This is a genomic window from Lysinibacillus sp. BNK-21, from assembly GCF_048684915.1.
Taxonomy (GTDB): domain Bacteria; phylum Bacillota; class Bacilli; order Bacillales_A; family Planococcaceae; genus Lysinibacillus; species Lysinibacillus capsici.
This window is the reverse complement of sequence record NZ_JBLQTS010000001.1, coordinates 2,434,737-2,453,536: the sequence shown is the minus strand read 5'-3', so window position 1 is coordinate 2,453,536 and position 18,800 is coordinate 2,434,737. Positions and strand designations below refer to the sequence as shown.

General features: G+C 35.7%; 23 protein-coding genes. 19 read left to right on the top strand and 4 right to left on the bottom strand.

Going from position 1 to position 18,800, the window contains the following annotated elements:
• Positions 1–11: 11 nt before the first annotated feature.
• The 3 genes from ACMGGO_RS12480 to ACMGGO_RS12470 all read left to right on the top strand — a co-directional run bounded on the left by ACMGGO_RS12480 (position 12) and on the right by ACMGGO_RS12470 (position 1,547).
• A complete protein-coding gene (locus ACMGGO_RS12480; RefSeq protein ID WP_066037849.1) occupies positions 12–572 on the top strand; it encodes a DUF4256 domain-containing protein in 561 nt (186 codons plus the stop codon).
• A gap of 134 nt (positions 573–706) precedes the next feature.
• Complete coding sequence (locus tag ACMGGO_RS12475) at positions 707–940, top strand: DUF3953 domain-containing protein (RefSeq protein ID WP_066037850.1); 234 nt, start codon at positions 707–709, stop codon at positions 938–940.
• Between the two features lie 406 nt (positions 941–1,346).
• Positions 1,347–1,547 carry a hypothetical protein gene (locus tag ACMGGO_RS12470; protein ID WP_004228479.1) on the top strand — a complete coding sequence of 67 codons (201 nt, stop codon included), beginning with the start codon at positions 1,347–1,349 and terminating at the stop codon, positions 1,545–1,547.
• Positions 1,548–1,720: 173 nt separating this feature from the next.
• Here the strand turns inward: ACMGGO_RS12470 and ACMGGO_RS12465 are convergent, their stop codons facing one another.
• Entirely contained in the window at positions 1,721–1,969 is a 249-nt protein-coding gene (locus ACMGGO_RS12465) for a hypothetical protein (protein ID WP_254660047.1), read from the bottom strand.
• A 660-nt stretch (positions 1,970–2,629) separates the two neighbouring features.
• Between ACMGGO_RS12465 and ACMGGO_RS12460 the strand changes: the two genes are divergently transcribed.
• The 3 genes from ACMGGO_RS12460 to ACMGGO_RS12450 all read left to right on the top strand — a co-directional run bounded on the left by ACMGGO_RS12460 (position 2,630) and on the right by ACMGGO_RS12450 (position 7,827).
• Positions 2,630–4,732, top strand: a complete 2,103-nt coding sequence (locus ACMGGO_RS12460; protein WP_259951304.1) for an Ig-like domain-containing protein — start codon at positions 2,630–2,632, stop codon at positions 4,730–4,732.
• A gap of 669 nt (positions 4,733–5,401) precedes the next feature.
• Positions 5,402–6,031 (top strand): hypothetical protein, encoded by a 630-nt coding sequence (locus ACMGGO_RS12455; RefSeq protein WP_066037853.1) that lies wholly within the window; start codon positions 5,402–5,404, stop codon positions 6,029–6,031.
• Positions 6,032–6,768: 737 nt separating this feature from the next.
• Complete coding sequence (locus ACMGGO_RS12450; RefSeq protein WP_139111242.1) at positions 6,769–7,827, top strand: hypothetical protein; 1,059 nt, start codon at positions 6,769–6,771, stop codon at positions 7,825–7,827.
• On the opposite strand, the gene ACMGGO_RS12445 is transcribed toward ACMGGO_RS12450, so the two are convergent.
• Complete coding sequence (locus tag ACMGGO_RS12445; protein ID WP_083225386.1) at positions 7,811–8,491, bottom strand: site-specific integrase; 681 nt, start codon at positions 8,489–8,491, stop codon at positions 7,811–7,813. The genes ACMGGO_RS12450 and ACMGGO_RS12445 overlap by 17 nt on opposite strands.
• A gap of 8 nt (positions 8,492–8,499) precedes the next feature.
• Positions 8,500–8,622 (bottom strand): hypothetical protein, encoded by a 123-nt coding sequence (locus ACMGGO_RS12440; protein ID WP_256389913.1) that lies wholly within the window; start codon positions 8,620–8,622, stop codon positions 8,500–8,502.
• 219 nt (positions 8,623–8,841) lie between these two features.
• On the opposite strand from ACMGGO_RS12440, the gene ACMGGO_RS12435 reads away from it, so the two are divergent.
• The 4 genes from ACMGGO_RS12435 to ACMGGO_RS12420 all read left to right on the top strand — a co-directional run bounded on the left by ACMGGO_RS12435 (position 8,842) and on the right by ACMGGO_RS12420 (position 11,430).
• Entirely contained in the window at positions 8,842–8,988 is a 147-nt protein-coding gene (locus ACMGGO_RS12435) for a terminase gpA endonuclease subunit (protein ID WP_139111245.1), read from the top strand.
• A gap of 29 nt (positions 8,989–9,017) precedes the next feature.
• Positions 9,018–9,263 (top strand): terminase gpA endonuclease subunit, encoded by a 246-nt coding sequence (locus ACMGGO_RS12430; protein ID WP_066037857.1) that lies wholly within the window; start codon positions 9,018–9,020, stop codon positions 9,261–9,263.
• A gap of 661 nt (positions 9,264–9,924) precedes the next feature.
• Positions 9,925–10,491, top strand: coding sequence for a hypothetical protein (locus ACMGGO_RS12425; protein WP_066037859.1), 567 nt, complete (start codon positions 9,925–9,927; stop codon positions 10,489–10,491).
• A 21-nt stretch (positions 10,492–10,512) separates the two neighbouring features.
• Positions 10,513–11,430: a hypothetical protein gene (locus ACMGGO_RS12420; protein WP_139111243.1), complete on the top strand. Its 918-nt coding sequence runs from the start codon at positions 10,513–10,515 to the stop codon at positions 11,428–11,430.
• Positions 11,431–11,951: 521 nt separating this feature from the next.
• Here ACMGGO_RS12420 and ACMGGO_RS12415 read toward each other — a convergent pair.
• On the bottom strand, positions 11,952–12,089 hold the full coding sequence (locus ACMGGO_RS12415) for a hypothetical protein (RefSeq protein WP_175400763.1): 138 nt from the start codon (positions 12,087–12,089) through the stop codon (positions 11,952–11,954).
• A 161-nt stretch (positions 12,090–12,250) separates the two neighbouring features.
• On the opposite strand from ACMGGO_RS12415, the gene ACMGGO_RS12410 reads away from it, so the two are divergent.
• From ACMGGO_RS12410 to ACMGGO_RS12370, 9 genes are all read left to right on the top strand, one after another.
• On the top strand, positions 12,251–12,727 hold the full coding sequence (locus tag ACMGGO_RS12410; protein WP_066037861.1) for a hypothetical protein: 477 nt from the start codon (positions 12,251–12,253) through the stop codon (positions 12,725–12,727).
• A 265-nt stretch (positions 12,728–12,992) separates the two neighbouring features.
• The gene (locus ACMGGO_RS12405) at positions 12,993–13,424 is read left to right on the top strand and encodes a BrxA/BrxB family bacilliredoxin (protein WP_004228455.1); all 432 of its coding nucleotides are present in this window, start codon (positions 12,993–12,995) and stop codon (positions 13,422–13,424) included.
• A complete protein-coding gene (locus ACMGGO_RS12400; RefSeq protein WP_066037862.1) occupies positions 13,412–14,200 on the top strand; it encodes a class I SAM-dependent methyltransferase in 789 nt (262 codons plus the stop codon). The genes ACMGGO_RS12405 and ACMGGO_RS12400 overlap by 13 nt, the downstream gene beginning before the upstream one ends.
• Positions 14,201–14,263: 63 nt before the next feature.
• A complete protein-coding gene (locus tag ACMGGO_RS12395) occupies positions 14,264–14,818 on the top strand; it encodes a hypothetical protein (protein ID WP_066037863.1) in 555 nt (184 codons plus the stop codon).
• Positions 14,819–14,822: 4 nt separating this feature from the next.
• A complete protein-coding gene (locus ACMGGO_RS12390) occupies positions 14,823–15,314 on the top strand; it encodes an immunity 22 family protein (protein WP_066037864.1) in 492 nt (163 codons plus the stop codon).
• A gap of 103 nt (positions 15,315–15,417) precedes the next feature.
• A complete protein-coding gene (locus ACMGGO_RS12385) occupies positions 15,418–16,179 on the top strand; it encodes an ANT(4')-I family aminoglycoside nucleotidyltransferase (RefSeq protein ID WP_374806358.1) in 762 nt (253 codons plus the stop codon).
• A gap of 493 nt (positions 16,180–16,672) precedes the next feature.
• Entirely contained in the window at positions 16,673–17,467 is a 795-nt protein-coding gene (locus ACMGGO_RS12380; RefSeq protein WP_066037866.1) for a nucleotidyl transferase AbiEii/AbiGii toxin family protein, read from the top strand.
• 193 nt (positions 17,468–17,660) lie between these two features.
• Positions 17,661–18,140 carry an RNA polymerase sigma factor gene (locus ACMGGO_RS12375; protein WP_004228445.1) on the top strand — a complete coding sequence of 160 codons (480 nt, stop codon included), beginning with the start codon at positions 17,661–17,663 and terminating at the stop codon, positions 18,138–18,140.
• Positions 18,137–18,646: a hypothetical protein gene (locus ACMGGO_RS12370; RefSeq protein WP_374806359.1), complete on the top strand. Its 510-nt coding sequence runs from the start codon at positions 18,137–18,139 to the stop codon at positions 18,644–18,646. Before ACMGGO_RS12375 ends, ACMGGO_RS12370 begins: the two co-directional genes overlap by 4 nt.
• Positions 18,647–18,800: the final 154 nt, after the last annotated feature.

Genomic DNA, 18,800 nt, shown 5'->3' with positions numbered 1-18,800 from the left:
GGAAGACAACAATGTCAACGAAGGAATTATCACAAGAGCAAACCGAGGAACTAATCAATACTTTGCAAGTTCGCTTCGAGAAAAATACATCTCGTCATGAAGGGCTTGACTGGGCAAATGTCCAAGCTAGGCTAGAGGCTAATAGGGAGAAACTATGGTCGCTCTACGAAATGGAAGCAACAGGCGGTGAACCAGATGTAATAGGCTATGATGCAAACACGGACGAGTTCATTTTCTATGATTGTTCTGCGGAAAGTCCTAAAGGTCGCAGAAGTTTATGTTATGACCGCGAAGCATGGGAATCTAGAAAAAATCACAAGCCTGAAAATACGGCTATGGACGTAGCCAAGGAAATGGGTATTGAGCTGTTAACAGAGGAGCAATATCGCCAACTACAGGAGCTTGGCAAGTTCGATTTAAAAACATCAAGCTGGGTACAAACACCTGACAACATTCGAAAACTAGGCGGAGCTATCTTCTGCGATCGTCGCTATGACATGGTCTTTATGTACCACAATGGAGCAGAATCCTACTACGCAGCAAGAGGCTTCCGTGGATCGTTAAGAGTTTAAGAAATAAAGGCATATGTCCGATTTGCGGATGAGCATATGCCTTTTTCTATGGAAATATAGTTATGCCAATGTCTTTCTAGTTAGCTATATCCTTTATTTAGTGTATGATAAACTAAAAGGGGAGGTGGAGAATTATGTTAAATTGTTTAAAAATTATTTTTTCCATCACAGGCATATCTCTCGCAGTTTACGGACTAATCACACGTGATTTCCAATTGAATTACCTCATGATATTGTTCTTAGGCCTTTTCATGTTCACTCTAGGCATTCAAGAATTCCAAAAACAGCGAACAGTTTATGGTTGGTTCCTAATGGGGGTATCTATATTTTCAATCTATGTGTCCGTTCAAAGCTTTGTCTTGATTTAAGGGAAGTAGCCACTGTTAATTTTCGTAATACCATACATTGATCAAGTCCTTCCAGACATTTTCATAAATCACTTCCAAAGTATATAATGGCCCTTCATCTGGATAGGATTCAGTTAAAATTTGCATGGCATTTTTTTTCTGTCGATGTCATGTTCAAATGTTCGTCTTTACCTCACGATTTGCCCCTTGTCCCATCATTATTATTTTTAGGATTTCATCAGGAAATGCAAATGTTTTTCCTCCAGTCTAACTGTTTCATTACAAGCAATAACAAAATGAATAATAAGAATATTTTCTTCATTATTTTCCTAGATATTTTATAGGTTTGTGGGTAGACTCCCTCATCGCACATACTAGATATTTATATGTTATAATTTACATAAATTACATAAAATGAGGTGATAAGATGGAGAATGAAAAATTAGTGTGCAAGGCTTGTGGTCGAGATAAATTTACGACTGGACAGGTGGGAGGTACTACAAGCCAGGGCAATATAAGACCTATTGGCGCAATCATGGCGGTAGGGTCACCACTCCAAATGACTTTTTGTAAAAACTGCGGGGAAGTCGCTTCATTTAAAGTGGTAAAACCACAGAATTTTAAATAATCGTTGAAAGGGTCACTGATAAGAAAGTGATCCTTTTTATATAGTGGACGTTTAAAAGGGATAAGGATTTAAAAGCATACATGATGTTCGACTTTGGTTAATTGAATACCATGATATGAAACCTGTCTTACAAGACAAAACACCCTCTAATAGGTTTAAAGGGTGTTTAAAAACTAGATAGAGTTTCGATAAGCTCTCAAAGTTGAATGTAAGTTTGAATTCGAACTTGTGATTGATTTTTTATAGTTATACATACCTAATGGGCTTAAATGATTAGAACTAGATCCTAATAACCCTTGCTTTACAGCGCTTTTTAACGTATCAATTTGTTTGCTAGATAGTTTAGAAGTTTTACTTTCTTCAATTATTTTATTTATCTTTTCTTGATCCTCTTTTGATGTAGCTTTAACTTCCTTGTTCATTTGTCGCGTCAACCCATAATACTTAGACGAGGATCTACGTGACATTAAATATTGCATAGTAGAAAATTTTGTCGTCATCATGATAAATTGTCACCTTCCCATTCACATTTTTAGTTCCATAGTTCTTATCGTACTGAATTTGAAAAGATTTAGTATATTTACTTTTTTTAGTAATTGATTTTCAGGTTTAATCATACCAGATGATGGCACCTGTAAGCATTGAAAAAACGTTGAGACATACTAGCAAGAACACAGTATTAAGTCAGTTGGATATAAGCTATCATATCTACCACTGCCGAAGAAGCATATATTGAATATGAAAGTAAGCGTTAATTACTGTTTATTTTGTAATTAATATATATTTAATGGATGGATTGAATTACAGAAGGAAAAAAAGTAATAGGTAAAGAATATTTATTGTAGAAGACCTGTTAAAACTAGATGAGTTTGTTGATAGGAGGGATACAATTTAACAAGTAATTTGTGATGATAGAGTTCTAAGTAAAATGAGAAGTCGCTGCACAAGCAACGAATAATTCTATGCTGTTAATAATTAACAGTACTATTAACGTTTGTTAATAGAAACGACATTAAATGGCTATAAAATTAATAATTGAAGATGAAAGATACTTATTCCAAACTAAACTAAGGAGTGTTATTTTGAAAAATATTATAATTAGTATAGTATTTTTATCAAGTTTTGTCGTTTCATTTCTTTCAGTAAATACAGTCACCTTTGCTGCAGTTGATTTCTCTGATATTGAGAATTCCTATGCAAAAAATGCTATCAACGAGTTAGTGGAAAAAGGCATTATAAATGGTTATCCAGATGGTGAATTTAGACCATCATCAGCAATTACAAGACAAGATTTTGCTATGATTTTAGCGAAAGCACTGGATTTAAATCTAACTAACTCTCCAAGTACTCCAACATTTACCGATATTCCAACAACTCATTATGCTTATCCAGCTATCGAAGCAGCAGTTAAAGCCGGATTAATAAATGGGATAGGTGATGGGAAGTTCGGCGTTGGCTCAGGTTTAACACGTCAAGAAATGGCCACTCTATTTGCTAGAGCATTAGGTGGTGAAACTAATGGCCTTGGCGAACAACTTACTTTTGCTGACCAGCATAAAATTTCTGCTTGGGCAAGGGATGCGGTAGGTTTTGCAGTAGCATCAAACCTAATGACAGGCGATACATTAAATCGTTTCAATCCACAAGGAATAGCTGAAAGACAACAAGTTGCCCTTGTTGCTTCTCGATTTTTAAAGCAGATTGATAAAGTAACACCAGAACCAGAACCAAAGCCAGAACCAAAGCCAGAACCAAAGCCAGAACCAAAACCAGAGCCAAAGCCAGAACCAAAACCAGAACCAAAACCAGTACCAAACTCAGACTCAGACTCAGATCCATCACCAACACCAAGTGTAATTCCTGTAGTCGGGATTACATTGAATGAGGTGATAGAAAATCTTAAAATTGGTGAAACAAAGACATTAACAGTAAATGTTGTACCCACAAATGCGACAAATAAACTTGTGAGATGGACTTCCTCAGATCTGAACGTTGCAACTGTTAACGGGCAGGGGAAAGTAATAGCGACTGGTATAGGTACTGTGACCATAACAGCAACAACGGTAGATGGACTAAAAACGGCTTCAGTTACTTTCACAGTGACCCATAGCAATGGTGCAGCGATTACTGGCGTAGGAACATCATCATCTGTTTTACAACTGGGAGAAACTACTAGTAGAACAGCAGAAACAACCGAATCAGGCACAATAACGTGGTCATCAAGCAATACAGGTGTTGCAACAGTTCATTCTAGTACAGGTGAAATTACTGCTCACACACCAGGCAACACAATCATTTCGTATACAAGTAGTAATGGTAAAATGAATTCTGTGAGTCTCACTGTATATGATGAGGCAACAGCAAAAAGCCCAACATATTCGCAAGTACTGCAAATGGATGAAGTAATAACAGCTTCAGTAGGAGCAGGTTTATCTGCAACAGCAACAAACAAAAGTTTTGTAGCTGAACCAACAAGTGTAGCGATAGTGAATGCTACAACTGGCCAAGTAACAGCTATAAGTGCAGGTAGCTCAGTTATTACGTATGTAGGAATGGATGCTAATGGCGTAGTAATTGAAAAAGGTACGACAACTGTGACAGTTCATCCACAAGCAGCAGTAGCAGCAATACCCATGGTGCCAGCACCTTATTCAGTTATTGGCTGGGGCTCAGCAGCAACTAATTTTACGCCTCCAGGAATCGGACAATCCATCATCTGGACTGTAACAAATGGTACAGGAGCTGCAACAATTCAGCAAAGTACAGGGGCTATAAGAGGTGCTACAGCTGGTGATGTAACGGTAAACTATAAAATAGTAGATAATAACACTAGAGTAGTAGCTTACAAGTCAGCACCCGTAACGGTAACAATTCCAGATACACCAAGAGTTAATATTTCACCACCATATGTTGATGGGGGGACATTTGGTGGACCTTATTCCATGTCAACTAATGTAAATTTGACGGTTGCCATAACAGGGGAAAACAATTCAACTGTCATTTTCAGTAATCCGAGAAGTAATGATGACAATATTGCCACTGCAACGATTACGGGTCCAAATCCTTCTGGACATGTTTTTTTAAATGTGCAGAAGATTGGTACAGGAGAAGCTCAGATAACATTTGATTACACAGATATTAACAATAATACTGGGTCGATGACATGGATTTTTAATTTCCAATAGAACTAAATTTACAAGCTAAGGGATGCGTCTATGGACGTGTCCTTTTATAGTGTCGTTCAAAAGAGGCATTGACTAATCATTCCCTCTTTTTTCAGCATAAAGTCGGCAATAAAATCATCACAGCTTGGCGATCAGCCATTCATATATAGTGAACCTCCAAGTAAATTAAGCGAAGCGAAAACAAAGCCAGTTTGATACAAAGCATGTCGCGTGTTGGTCAATGTATTGATACGGACCGATTGAAGCATTTTGGTGCAAAAGCATGGCTTATGTAAATATTATAAGCATACCGTTAGCAGAAACGTTTGAACGGCTTGATTCCTGTCTACTTACAGTTGTTCATTTTGACAATTATGTGAATGGTTTTACCTAACTAACTTTAAATTGTTTTCAAGGGTTTTTGAAGAAAATTCACAGTAAATATTACTTTAGATGTACAAGTAATGCCTTGTACGCCAATAATAAGGAAGGATAAGTGACGTGATTTGGCGTGATTTGTTTTTTATTTATAAATTACGCCAAAATATACATAATAAACGCCAAAAAAATGGCGTTGATTGAGTGTTGATTTAGAAAAGTTAAGAATGTTAGGATAAAATTACCTCGAGGGATATTTACTATAGTAATTCAACAACTATTACTAAATAGATTACAATAGGAGTTTATTTCATGAGAAAATTTAAATTAATGACTATTTTAATGATCACAATGACGTTACTTTTTTCAGGGGTCTCTAGTTCGTATGCAATTAGTACTGTTGAAAGTATGAATCAAGAACAAAAATTAGAAAATGATTTAGCAGAAGCACTTGAATTGATTTTTGACAAAGCAGTTTTAAAAAATAATAAAGAAGTTATTGTAGGTTATGATAGAGAAATAATAGAGACAGAATTAAAAGGTAATTCTATGAAAGAGGCGATCATTGAGGGATTAGAAGTAGAAAACCTACTAATTTCTTCTGAAGACGTTAATATAATTTCTGAACCACAAATTACACTATTTGCAGTAGCTTGTGAATGGCATGGTAAAAGAGAAACAATGGAATTTAGAGCAGCAGAAAATGAATGTATTAAAGAAGGTTTATCGAGTTATTTTGGTATTGCTACATCATTAACGATTATTGTTGATGCAATTAGAGCATCTAATTTCAAACAAGCTGCAAAATTAATTTTAAAAGAGTTTCCTAAAAAAGTTGCAGGTGCAACACTTCCAGGTTTAGTAATAAATCTTAGTGTTATCTCAGTAAGCTGTTCTACTAAGATGAACAAACTATTCCCAGGAAGTTCTAATTGTGAATAAGGAAAAATAAAATATGAAATTAATCAGGAACTTTCTAATTTATTTTATAGTCGGTGCGATAATTATAAACATTTCTAAGTTTATTTATAATAAAGAGGACTACTATTTTGATAGTAAAGAGACGATAATGTACGGTATTATCACTATGGTTGTATTTCTCATAATGGATTATGTAAGAAATATAAGTAAGTCCAAAAGTAAATAATTTTGTGATAAACCCAGGTATTCAATAATTTTGAGCCTGGGCTTTTTCCTTTTGTATTATTGGTATATTTAGTAATTAAATATTACTTTATATGAATACATACTAGAAGCGATGAAACATAATGAAAGCTTTGATTGTTCTAATTGTGCAATCACGAAGTCACATTCCCCCCAAAAACCCAAGAAATCAGGCGAAAAGCATGTCTTTGTACATTCACACAAAACCTCTTTGCGAATACATATGAAAGAGGGTAAAAGCATGAACGCTTATGATGAATGTATGCGTTCATGCTTTTTCTATGTCTTGATATATCAACGTTTATAGGGGTTTTTTGAGGTTGGTTTTTTAGAAAAAGTCACGGAAAGTAAACATTTATTCTTAAGTTCTTTTTGAATAAAGTTTAGGTCTAAAAAAAATTTAGAGCAACATTAAAAATAAAGTATAATATATGTAATAAATGGGTTTTACTAATTAATTTAAACACTTTAAGAAGCGAGTGAGATAGAATATGATACTTGTAAATGGAATTATTATGTATTTAGCAACAGTTGGTATAATGTTGCTTATTTTGAAAAAAATTAGTGTTGTTATGCTAAAGGTACAAAATAAATTAAAAGAATTTTTAAATCGAAAACAACTGAACTACTTAAATAATAGACAATTAAAAAATCTCATTAGAACTATAAAAATAGAACTTTTTTTATTAAATATACTTAATAAATTTATTCAAGGTTTCCCATCTAAAGAGGTAAAGAATTACACAAATGAAGAAACTACATACTTTATAAATGGAAATGTAGAATACTATAAATTTTATTTAATTAAGTTCTTACCTATTAATATTTTTAACGTATTAATAGTATTATGTATATTACAATTATTTTATGAAATACCGATAGTTAGTTACATATTTAATATTAATTTACCAACATTCAAAGAGTTGAAAACTTGGATAAGTTTAGCCTCACCACTAATAGTAATTTTAATAATTGTTCTAGCATTTTATTTTTTAAGCCCATCTGGATTAATAAGAACTACAAAAAAAGCTGTTCATAAAGATAATTTAAAAACGCAAATTGAATTTCATTTTAAACATAAAGGGTTATTTTATAGGGCGTTACGTACTGCTAACCAAAATATAGGATATATTATTAATAATCAGAAGGATTTTATTGAAAATAGAATACATAAAAAAGCTTTTTATTTAGAAAATTTACTTGATATTGATGAAATTTCATTATTGGCAAAAGCAATCAATAATTTTAAAGTCGAAAATTCCAATTTGGAACTATTTACTTTCGGGATTAGTCATAAGGTTTGTTATGATTTAGAAAGAGAATTTTCTAAACAAATGGATGAAAATGAAATTTCAGAAATACTGCAAAGTATTTTTATTACAAAAGAATCCTTTGATACGTTTTATTTTTCAAAAAACGATGAGTTTTTAGTTTACAAATTTAGCAAATGTATTTTAAATAGCATTAAATTTCAAATCTATATTCATAAATATCTTAAAATAGTTGAAGAGAAAATTGTTAAAAAACATAATATATTTGATTTCTTATCATTTATCACTAATAAAGATAAATAAACCATAATAATTTAAATGTGGAGATACTCTTTAAGAAATTAGTATCCCCATTTTTATCTTCACACTTCCAACAACTCAGTAAACTTATCATGCATCCTCTCAGTAGCGGCCATGCGCATCCCAGATGTAACATGCAAATAAATCTTCGTTGTTGATCAGAATTCTTATGTCCAACCCGATTCATAATAAAGTTCAAATCCACCCCAGCCTCTGCCAACAGACTAATATGTGTATGCCGGAGGATGTAGGTGCGGAATTGTTTGTTGATGTCGGTGAGTGCACCGATGCGCCGGACGGTTTGGTTGAGCATTTTGACGATAGGGGGGATGCCCTCCTTATCGCCGAAAACAAAGTCGGACTTAGCCCATTCTCGATACTCGCGCCATTTGTAAAGCTGCTTTAATTTCTCCACTACAATATCATCAATATCGACGGAGCGGATGCTGCCTGCAGTTTTGGGTGGAGTGAGCTCGAAGTAACCCCTTATACTTTTCTTTGCATACACCGTTTTGTTGATGTGTATGACCTTCTTCTCCAAGTCCACATCCTCATACTTTAAGGCAACAGCTTCGCCTGGTCGCATTCCTGTAAAAGCGATTGCGTAGATTAGCGTGCGATATATGATATTATGATGTTTGTCCACGTAACTTAAAAATTCCTTCAGTTCATTGGTTAAAGCTTCGCTGTGTCCTCACTGCTTGCTTCCTCTAACGTCATTTTCTTCTTCGGCACAAAATTAGCTTCCACAGGGTTCATTTCAATCAATCCAGATTCTTTGGCATAGGCAAATAACATTTTGGCTGTATTATGAGTACCGCGTAGCGTATTATAGGCTGTTCCATTATCAAATAGATGATTGAGCTATCCTTGTAATTCGATAGACGTGATTGCGGTTATTTTCTTTTTCGCCAAATAGCGATTGAGTAGGGAGATGCAATAGGTACCTTTAACTTCTAATATTCTCGTATATTTACTATTTAATATCTATATACAGAAGTTAAATGGAAATCACATCTGGGGAAAAAGATTGCTCGAAATATTGAAGCAAAGAAACGTGGATTTCATTTAAACGCCCTTGCATCTCCTTGGGAGAAATGGGCAAAGATTTTAGATGAATTTAAAGAAGCAAATCGTAAAGGTATAGAAACCTTAAAAACGTAGGTTAATACAGTCGTGAGAAGAAAAGACGAATGATTAAAGACCATTATAAACTTATTTCTCGACATATTGGCTATGAATGCGAAGTACCAAAGGACGTATTAGTATTGACGGCTGTAGTTGATGTTCAAGATGACCGATTAGAAGTAGAAGTTGTGGGTAACGCTTCTTTTGATCCTTTTGTAATAGCCCTTTGTCGTCAGATAGGTTCAGCATTAGAACTGAATTATACAGATAATTTAAAAGGTACAACAATAGAGATCCGTATTCTTATTTAGCGAGTATGGGAATCTCCGAGGCACAATTCAAGCTAGACATTTTAAATGGCTTGGAGGAAGTAAAAGGGGCTGAAATTACAGAAGCGAAAGTTATACTTAGTGATACAAAAACTATTCCAGCAGTGATTATAGATGGTAGGACACACGTTTCAAGTACAAGAGCTAGCCGATCTTTTAGGGTTAAAACTCGTTTATAACAACGAAAGTTAAACAACAAAAATGTATGAAGTAAAAAGATAATATTAACTCTTTTGTAATTCGAAGGCCTGTTACCTTAATTGGTAATGGGCTTTTTTATTTCACAAACATAAAATCAAATAAATTACAATGAAATTAATAGTAATTATTGTTAAGGTTTTGTAAAAACAATAAAATATACTATCAGATAAGAATGTCAAACAAAATCTGATGAAATTAAAATAAATGTAACTTTGGACCTTCTTATTACATAAATACCGCCAAAATATGGCGTGATTGATAGCGTTATGTGGCGGTTATTGTAAATTTAATGTAAATTTTACGCCGAAGAATGGCGTGTTTCAACAATTGAAGTGGGGAAGTTTCCAATGATAGGATAATAATAACTCGAGGGTGTGCTTACTATAGTAATCAGCTTATTAACAGAAAATTAAATTCAATTAATTCATGGAGGGTAAATATATTGAAAAAGTTTATTATTAGTCTAATATCTACATTTTTATTATGCGCAACGATTTTACCAAGCATATCTTTTGCACAAGAAATAAATGAAGGATCTGGCAATGAAAATTATGAATATCCCGAAGGATTAGATAATACCCTTCCTATTGATAAAATTGGTGATGGTGAGGAAGCGGTACAACAATTTTGGGTAGGTCCTATATTCAGAGTGGTTTTACAAGCTGGGAAATATATTTCATCGATGAATAGAACAGGTAAGGTAATAAAAACTGCTAGAAATGTTGTAGCTACAGAAGCTCATATTTTTTCAAAAAAGCATCTTGATGGAGGTATACTGAGATTAGGAAAAGATAGACAGCAAATTGTAGACAGAGGGATTGACATAATATCAAAAAATGACGACAACGGAAAGTTGAAACAAGGGCATAATCAAATTTGGACAAATATCAATAACCAGCCAGCTGAGGTAAGATGCTTTGTGAGTAAGGATGGTCAAATAGAAAGTTTTGATATTTTCTTTCGTGCGGTAAGTACGCCTAAACCAGGTGCTAATTTGATTATTGATTAAGAGGCGAGGATGAAAAATTTCATGAAAAAATTACATTCGAACGGACATTCACTTATACAAAATGAAAATACACTATCTTTCGTAAGTTTTTCTGAAGAAGAGGATAAAACTTACTATTATCAATATAATGGTGAAAATCTAAAGGAAATATCAAAAAAAGAGTATGTGGAAAGTAAATTTGGTGATAAATGGGATGATATATCTAGTCAATTGGAGGAGTCAAATTATTCATACATCGAAAATATAGCGAAATGTTGGATAAATGAAGAAGGAAAAAGAAAATTAATTAGTCTTAGTGAATACTATATTAATACATTTGGGGAAAATTGGGAGGATAAATATGATATTAATATCATACCTCACAATATTTTTTCTGATGTTACTAATTTTATGACATGTGCTATAAGAAATGAAACGATTTGCCTTCTGTGGCCTCATAATATCATACTGCACTTCAATGAGGATGATAAGCTTGTTCAATATATTTTGTTGGAAACCTCTGACTATTATGATACATTGTATAAAATTTGTTCAGATGGACAAGCAGTCTGGGGCGTATCTCCCACTTTGAATTCTGTTGTAAAATATAAATTTCCGAGTTTTGAAATAGAAAAAATCTACCGTTATATGCCTTATGAAGAACTCCCAGGAAAGTCTGAAGGTATAAGTAATGAAATCAATGTAATTTATTGTGAAAATGAGCTAACAGGATTAAATTACCCAGAATATATTTCTTATATCGATGAGAAATTATATATTTGTGATATGGAAAATAAACGAATTGTAACGTTTAATCCAAACAGTGGGAAAATTGAACAATATATCTCTCTGAATTCTAAACCGTTTGAGTTTTTAAAATATAAAAATCAATTTGTTATTCAAACAGACACTGGAATATATTTAATGAATAAGAATGAAAAGAAGGATTTTTCCGATTAGAATTTCTCAAAAAAGACCAGGCGCTCATATAAAATAGAGTACCTGGTTCTTTTTGTTTATTCATCATATTCATCACATGAAGTTCCTTAGCTGTATCTTTTCTTTTTAAAATATACAACGATGTTAAAAATCACTAATACTAAGCATAATGAATAAATGACTATCATTGAGTAATCAAAAAACTTTGGTTCTTTCCAATTGACCATATCTGTTAAGATATACAAAGCAAATGCTAAAGCAGCCACATATCCGATATTTTTCATAATTGAATGGATGTGATAAGATTATAGGGAAGGAGGCGCTAACCTCCTTCTGTAAGTTTTTAGCGACGTTTACCTTTGCGAGAGGGCGTCGCTTTTGTTTTGGCTTATTCTTCATATCGCTAGTGTTTTTTGCGGAACTTGTTAGTAAGTTAAGCAGTTGCGATAGCTACTAGATAAGCTAGAACCTTATCATAATCACTTTGTCAACCTCCTTTCTATACTCATGATATATATCAAGTGATTTATAAAAGTTTTTTTTTATTTTGCTAAGTGATTATCATAGTATTCATCAAGCTTTTCAGCTACTCCTAATCCCATACGGCTAATGTCGCTAACACCATCTTTAGCAGCCTGTGCAGCGTTAATAACTGCTTCTACCTTTTCTGTAAGTTTCATATGTCATCATCCTTTATAATTTTATTTAATTGTAAATCAAATGGTATATATATCAAGTGGTTTTTATTTTATAGAGAACCACTCTTTTTGTTGAGAAACTCTTGGTATATTTTAGGTTTCAAAGTATACTCTATATAAATCCATAATAGGAGAGATGACGCATGGTGAAAGCTTTGAATTGTCCAAACTGTGCTGCAGTTTTTAACCCAAGCAATAAGTCATGTGAATACTGTGGGAGTTACATCATCACCACTGATTCGAAACAATTTAAATATGATCTAAATGAATTTAAACCAACTTATAAAAAGATTTTTTTCCATGAAATTGAGATGGGTACGAATGAGCTACCAATACGCTCTGGAATGGCGAACATTTATTATAGTGCAACTAAATCGGATGGAGGGCGCTTGTTATTAACCAATCAACGCCTTATTTTTTGTGCTCATGCTCTAAACATTAATCCTAATTTATATTGGGAAATTAGTTTAAAGGATTTAGATCGAGCCGAGAATGGTTTAAATCTTCTTATCTCTCAGAGAATTAAGATTTTTGATAGGAAAGATAATGAAACAACTTTTGTCGTTTATGGCGGGAAAACTTGGATAGCCGAAATTGAATGTGCTTTAAATCAATATTAAATAGAAGCGACCAGGTATATAATTATTATTAAGCTTGGTCATTTTTCCTCTATGATCCAGTTACATTCAATTTAGTTCCATTTTTTAGGTGTGTAACGACCCCGAATAAAACCACTATCCGTTACACAAAAAAGTCACCAAAATCACAAAAAAGTCACATTTCTCCCGAAAACCTACGAAATCAGGCAAAAAGCATGTCTTTGTACATTCACACAAAACCTTGCTATAATAAGGTTTGCGAATACATAGGAAAGAGGGTAAAAGCATGAACGCTTATGATGAATATATGAAGCAGGTTGTGAAGCCGATGCGTGAGGAGCTTGTGGAGGCTGGTTTTACGGAGCTAACGACTGCGGATGCGGTGAATGAATTTATGGCGGAGACAAAGGGAACATCATTAGTGGTGATTAACTCGGTTTGTGGTTGTGCGGCAGGGCTTGCTCGTCCAGCGGCGCGTGAGGCAATAGCAGCGGTGAAGCCAGATCATCTTGTGACGGTGTTTGCGGGGCAGGATCCAGAGGCGACTGCAGCGATGCGTGGTTATTTTGAGGATGTGCCACCTAGCTCACCATCTATGGCGATTTTAAAGGATGGGGAGTTGGCTTACTTTATCCCACGTGAACAAATTGAGGGATTCCCTGTGGAGCAGATTGTCTCTCATTTAACTGGCGTGTTAGAGCAAACATGCGAGAACTAAAAACGATTGTGACGACAGCGGGCAGACCAGACGATGTATCGATGGCGCTCGCTGCTTTTGCGTGTCAAGAATTAGGTGCTGCGTTTGAGCCACGGAACAAGCGCTCTGTTCGCAAAATTTCGCAGGAGTTGCAGGCACATGTGATGGTCGCTGGGAAGAATCGCTTCGAGTATTACGCCTATGGGGCGCAGGAGCCGTTTTTCTTTCACCCCAATTCTGCGGCGTTTCGATTAAAGCGTGTGGCCCGTGGTGAGGCAGAGCCTTTTTTGGAAGCGGCACAGCTTCAACTGGGGGATTCCGTGTTGGATTGTACGTTAGGTTTAGCGGCAGATGCCATGTTAGCAGCTTATACAGTGGGTGAAGCAGGTCGTGTTGTGGGACTGGAAGCAAATCCAAATGTAGCGTTTATTGTTAGACAGGGGATGCAAGCCTATGATACATCCGAGCTACCGTTAACTGCCTGTATGCAACACATCGAGGTAATACAGTCTGAAGCTGTTCGCTATTTAAAAACCCTACCAGACAACGCATTTGATGTGGTTTATATGGACCCAATGTTTGAGAAGGTTATAGAAGAGGCCAATAATTTTCAGGCATTACGGCTAGCAGGGGAGCATGTCACATTAACCGATGAATGGGTTTATGAAGCCAAGCGTGTAGCGAAAAAGCGTGTGGTGTTAAAGGCACATTTTCGCTCAGAGTGGTTTGCGACCTATGACTTTCAGCAGCATGAACGGATCACTGCAAAATTTCATTATGGTGTGTTAGAGGTATAGAGGCTTGTTCTTGAGACAAGCCTTTTTTTAGTATATGGTAATAAAAGAGGAGGGTGGAATAATATGGTGAACAATGATAAACGAACTCCCTTTGAGCTAGACTTGCTGGCGAATGCACAGTCGTTGATCTGCACGAAACCTCCTATTCCATGGGCGTATGAAACGAGCATTGCTGCCAATGGTGTTTTGGCTTGCGGTTGGGATCATGAGGAAAACATCGTGCTAGTTAGTGGCTCTGGCTATAGTGTCACTGAGCCTATAACAGGTCGTCGTCTTCATCGAGAACGAGATATGGATGAAACCTACGACAGAATGAGTGATGACCGTTTAACGTTTCAATTGCCTCAGGGGACAATATCTATTTTCGGCTTTGAAGCTGGGGATGGGATTCATATGACAGCAGATGGCTGGCAGGTTGAAGTTATTTATCCTTGGTGGCCACGTGCCACAGTAGTACTCGATTATCTTTATACAACTAATTATACTTATTTAAAAAATGCGACAGCTATTGATTTACAGCGATTGGATGGCATGATTAAATGTGGATTTTCGCCATCTGGCAAGCATTTAATAATAATGGGCTCAGGCGGTGCATTGATTTATTCGAGAAAGGGATGAGGTCATGGATGATGAACAGAATGGCTATGTTTCCATATGGGCTGGTAATTTTACAAGCGAAGAACAGTTACATACATATCTTGCCACTGTCTATCAGGGAGAAGATGAAACGGACGAAGCCTTTTCACAAAAGTTAGCAAAGCTTTTTTTACCAGAAAATCAGCACCGTACTTGTGAGGAAGAGTTTAAAGCACTTTATGATGAGTTCTACAATCAATTTGAATACGATTTCGGCTTAACCTTCGACGAGGATTTTTGTGAAGCGCTATGTTACGAAGCAGCTTCAAACCAACTTAAGCAACTACTTTGTGATGAATTTTCCTATTCGCAGCAATTTAAACATCAAGTGCTAGCCAAAATGAGGAATGAACTACAGAAAGCTTATAATGCAATAATTTTACTATATGACATGAAATATGAGGGTCACATTCAATCTGTAAGCCATGAAGCGTTTCATATCGATTTTGTATGCTCTATTAAATTACAGGAAATGTGATGAAAGGAGGTTTTGATGATGTTACCAGCAAAAATTCCTCGTTAAGCCCGTGGTCCACCTTGGTTCAATAACAACGATCTTACTTATAAAAGGAGCGATGTAAATGATTGGACCAAGAAAAAAGACAAGTGATGAACGCATGCAGATTGCCCATTCGATTGCACAACAAGTTATAGCAAAATATGGAGGAAATGTTCGAGCAATTGGTATTTATGGCTCGTTGGCTAGAAAATCAGATGGTCTGTTTTCTGACATTGAGCTTAAGTGTGTCTGTCATCAATTAGAGCACAGCTACAGCTATGAATGGACAGCAGGATATTGGAAGGCAGAGGTTAATTTCGATCAAGCAGAAGTGATTATCGAAGAGGCAATAACGGTTGAGGAAGATTGGCCATTAACAAATGGGAAGTTTTTCGATTTACAGCCACTTTACGATCCTACTGGCTTTTTTCTAGAACTCAAAGACAAAGCGGCCACTGTGGAGAATGCCCGATTTAAGGAAGCAATTTGCAAAACCATTGTAGACGAAATGTATGAATACATGGGGAAATTAAGGAACATAGCTGTTCAGGGTCCCACTACATTTTTGCCGATACTGGCGATGAAAATAGCGATGACAGGTGCCATGATAGTAGGATTACACCATAGGCAGTGCTATACAACATCTGCACAAGTATTACCTGAGGCTTTAGCGATGGATGATCAGCCACATGGGTTAAAAGCATTAGCTGAAATGGTCATGACGGGCAATCTAACGAATCCTCAGCAAATCATAGCTGCCTGTGAAAACTTTTGGCAAACACTTCTCCAATGGACAGCTGAAAAGGGCTACCAGATTAAATGCTCTAAGGAGATTCCTTGGTAATTTTTTATAGACCTTTACTTTTATAGTATAAGGTGCTATAATAGAACACGTGCTATTTTAGGTAGCATATTTCCGTAATCTGGCATTCTGCTTTTTGTTTTTGTAGATACTTATTCACACTGGCGCATGCTTTGGGGCTGCAAGGACGCAAAAGATGGTAGGGTTTGCGTTGCTTAAGTTAGAAGGCACACAGTGGAATTTTACCGCGGTGATGAAACGAATCTGGTTTCAAGATAATATTCCCCAGACGATTGGGTTGAGACTTTACAATTTACGAGAATGTTACCTATAAATACTAAAGGGGTAGTTTCGCAACAGCGAGGCTGCCCCTTGTCTAATTTTAAGGCCTGTCATGTCCAACCATGACAGGCCTTTTTGGTATACATTACCGTTTACTCTCTTCCATAAATAAGTGATAATAAAAGCATGAATTTTAGTAAAAATCTAAATTCTGCATAAAAAATCAGAAAAATCAAAAAGGTGAGGGATGTCAATGGGAAATATCGACACACTATCGACGAATGTCGTGACACAATTAGAAGAAATGGCTATACGGCAAGACAATATGGATCTGCTAGTATCACGCTATTGCCAAGAAAGACTGCTTTATCGCCTATCCGTATCCTCCTATGATGATCAATTTTATCTAAATGGGGATCTACTATTATTTGCTTTAACAAATGGATTGGTGAAGCCTTCCAAAGAAGTCACGCTGACTGCGCAAGCAAGCGTTCATCAACACGATATAGTGAAACAGGCCTTTTATGAAATTTGTTCACTAGCAATACCAGCGGATGGCATTGAATGGGATTCACAGCGGATCGAATCGTCCGTATCGAGTGACAATATTCAATTAAGCATACCAGCTACATTGGGCAAAATGACTGTATACATAGAAGTTTGGATTACCTTTAAAGAAAACATGCGAATAACACCAAAGGCCATTAATTTTCCAAGCTTGCTAGACAATAAGGCTGCGGTGGTTTATACATATCCAACAGAATTCGTACTGGCACAAAAATTTATCGAAATTTACCAGTACCCAGCATTAGAAAAGACTGAAAAAACAATAAATGAAGTACAACAATTGCTACAAACGCAAACTATTGAAGGACGAAGATTGCAGGCGTATATTGTGGACTTATTTGATCGTCATCATTTTACAATCGAGCTAACTTCTACACTCGAGATGACAGGGATTCTGAAACAATTCTTTATCCCTATTTATGAAGCGATTTTGGCTGAGGACGAATTTTTCAAGCAATGGAACAATCGAGCTTGGCAATGAAGAGAGGGACCCGCAAATCATCTACGGTTTGCGGGTTTTTGCATGGCTATTATTCAGTAATTTATTAGGGAGATACATTTGTATGTCTCATGAATGGTTTCTTCTTTTTATTAAAATGTAGCTAAAGTGTATGTGTTGCACGAATAGATAAAGTTGAATCGTATTATGTCATGAAGGAGGTTAGGTGAAAAATATGATAAAGTTTGCTGGCTTAAGTGTGCAAGAAATTGTTCAAACATATAGTGACACCCTCATACGAATTGCTGTGCAACAGACCAAAAATATGGCTGAGGCGGAGGACATTGTGCAGGAGGTTTATATGACACTGATGAGGCAGAACAAGCCCTTTGCTCATGAAGCACATTTAAAGGCTTGGCTCATAAAGGTGACATTTAATAAGTGCAAGGATTATTTTAAATCCTCACGTGTGAAGAAGACAGTACCCATTACAGACGAAATGGCCTTTATTGCAAAAGAGGAGCAGATGGTTCTTACTGAAATTTTTGAGCTTCCTTCAGAAGAGAGAGTCATTGTTTATTTACATTATTACGAGGGCTATACAACGGCAGAAATTGCTGATTTATTAGAGATCAACGTCAATACAGTAGGCTCAAAGCTCAGAAGGGCACGAATGAAGCTGAAAACGATTCTAGAAGAGGGGAGCAAAGTATGATGAATGCTTATAAGAATGTGATGAAGCAGATTCATGCTTCTGAGGAATTTAAGCGTAAGATGCAGGAAGAGATGATGAAATATGAAAAGAGGTCCTTTATGAAAAAAGTAAGAATTAGTGTTGGAAGCTTAGTAGCCTGTGCAGTGATTGCTGTCCTTGCTATGGTAAATATAAATCATGATACACCAATTGATTTGACGGAGAGAATTGTTGCGGACCATTCAGCTCCTGCGGCAAGTGCGGTAGTAAATATCGAAGGGACCATTACGGAAGTTGGAGAAGATGGGCTGAGCTTTACATTGGATAACGGTATGGAAGTAGTCGTGACAGACAAAACCAAAATAGGAATAGACGGACCGACAGCACCACCTAAGGAGGAACAGCTATTTGAGCCTACTTTTAGAGTAGGTAATTTAATTGGCGGCTATACAGAAGATACCTCCTCGAACCCAGTTCAGGCTGCTGCCATTTATACAAATTGGAATTTTGAACATCCAATACGATAAAGATTTAGATGCGCAAAAAAGAATTTCCGAGGGGAGATTCTTTTTTTATAGCTTCTGGTTAACTATTTATTCCTTTTTATCCTAAAAACGAGATTGAATAATACTATTTATAAAGAAATGATTATTTTTATACAAAAAAGTATTGTCTAAAGAG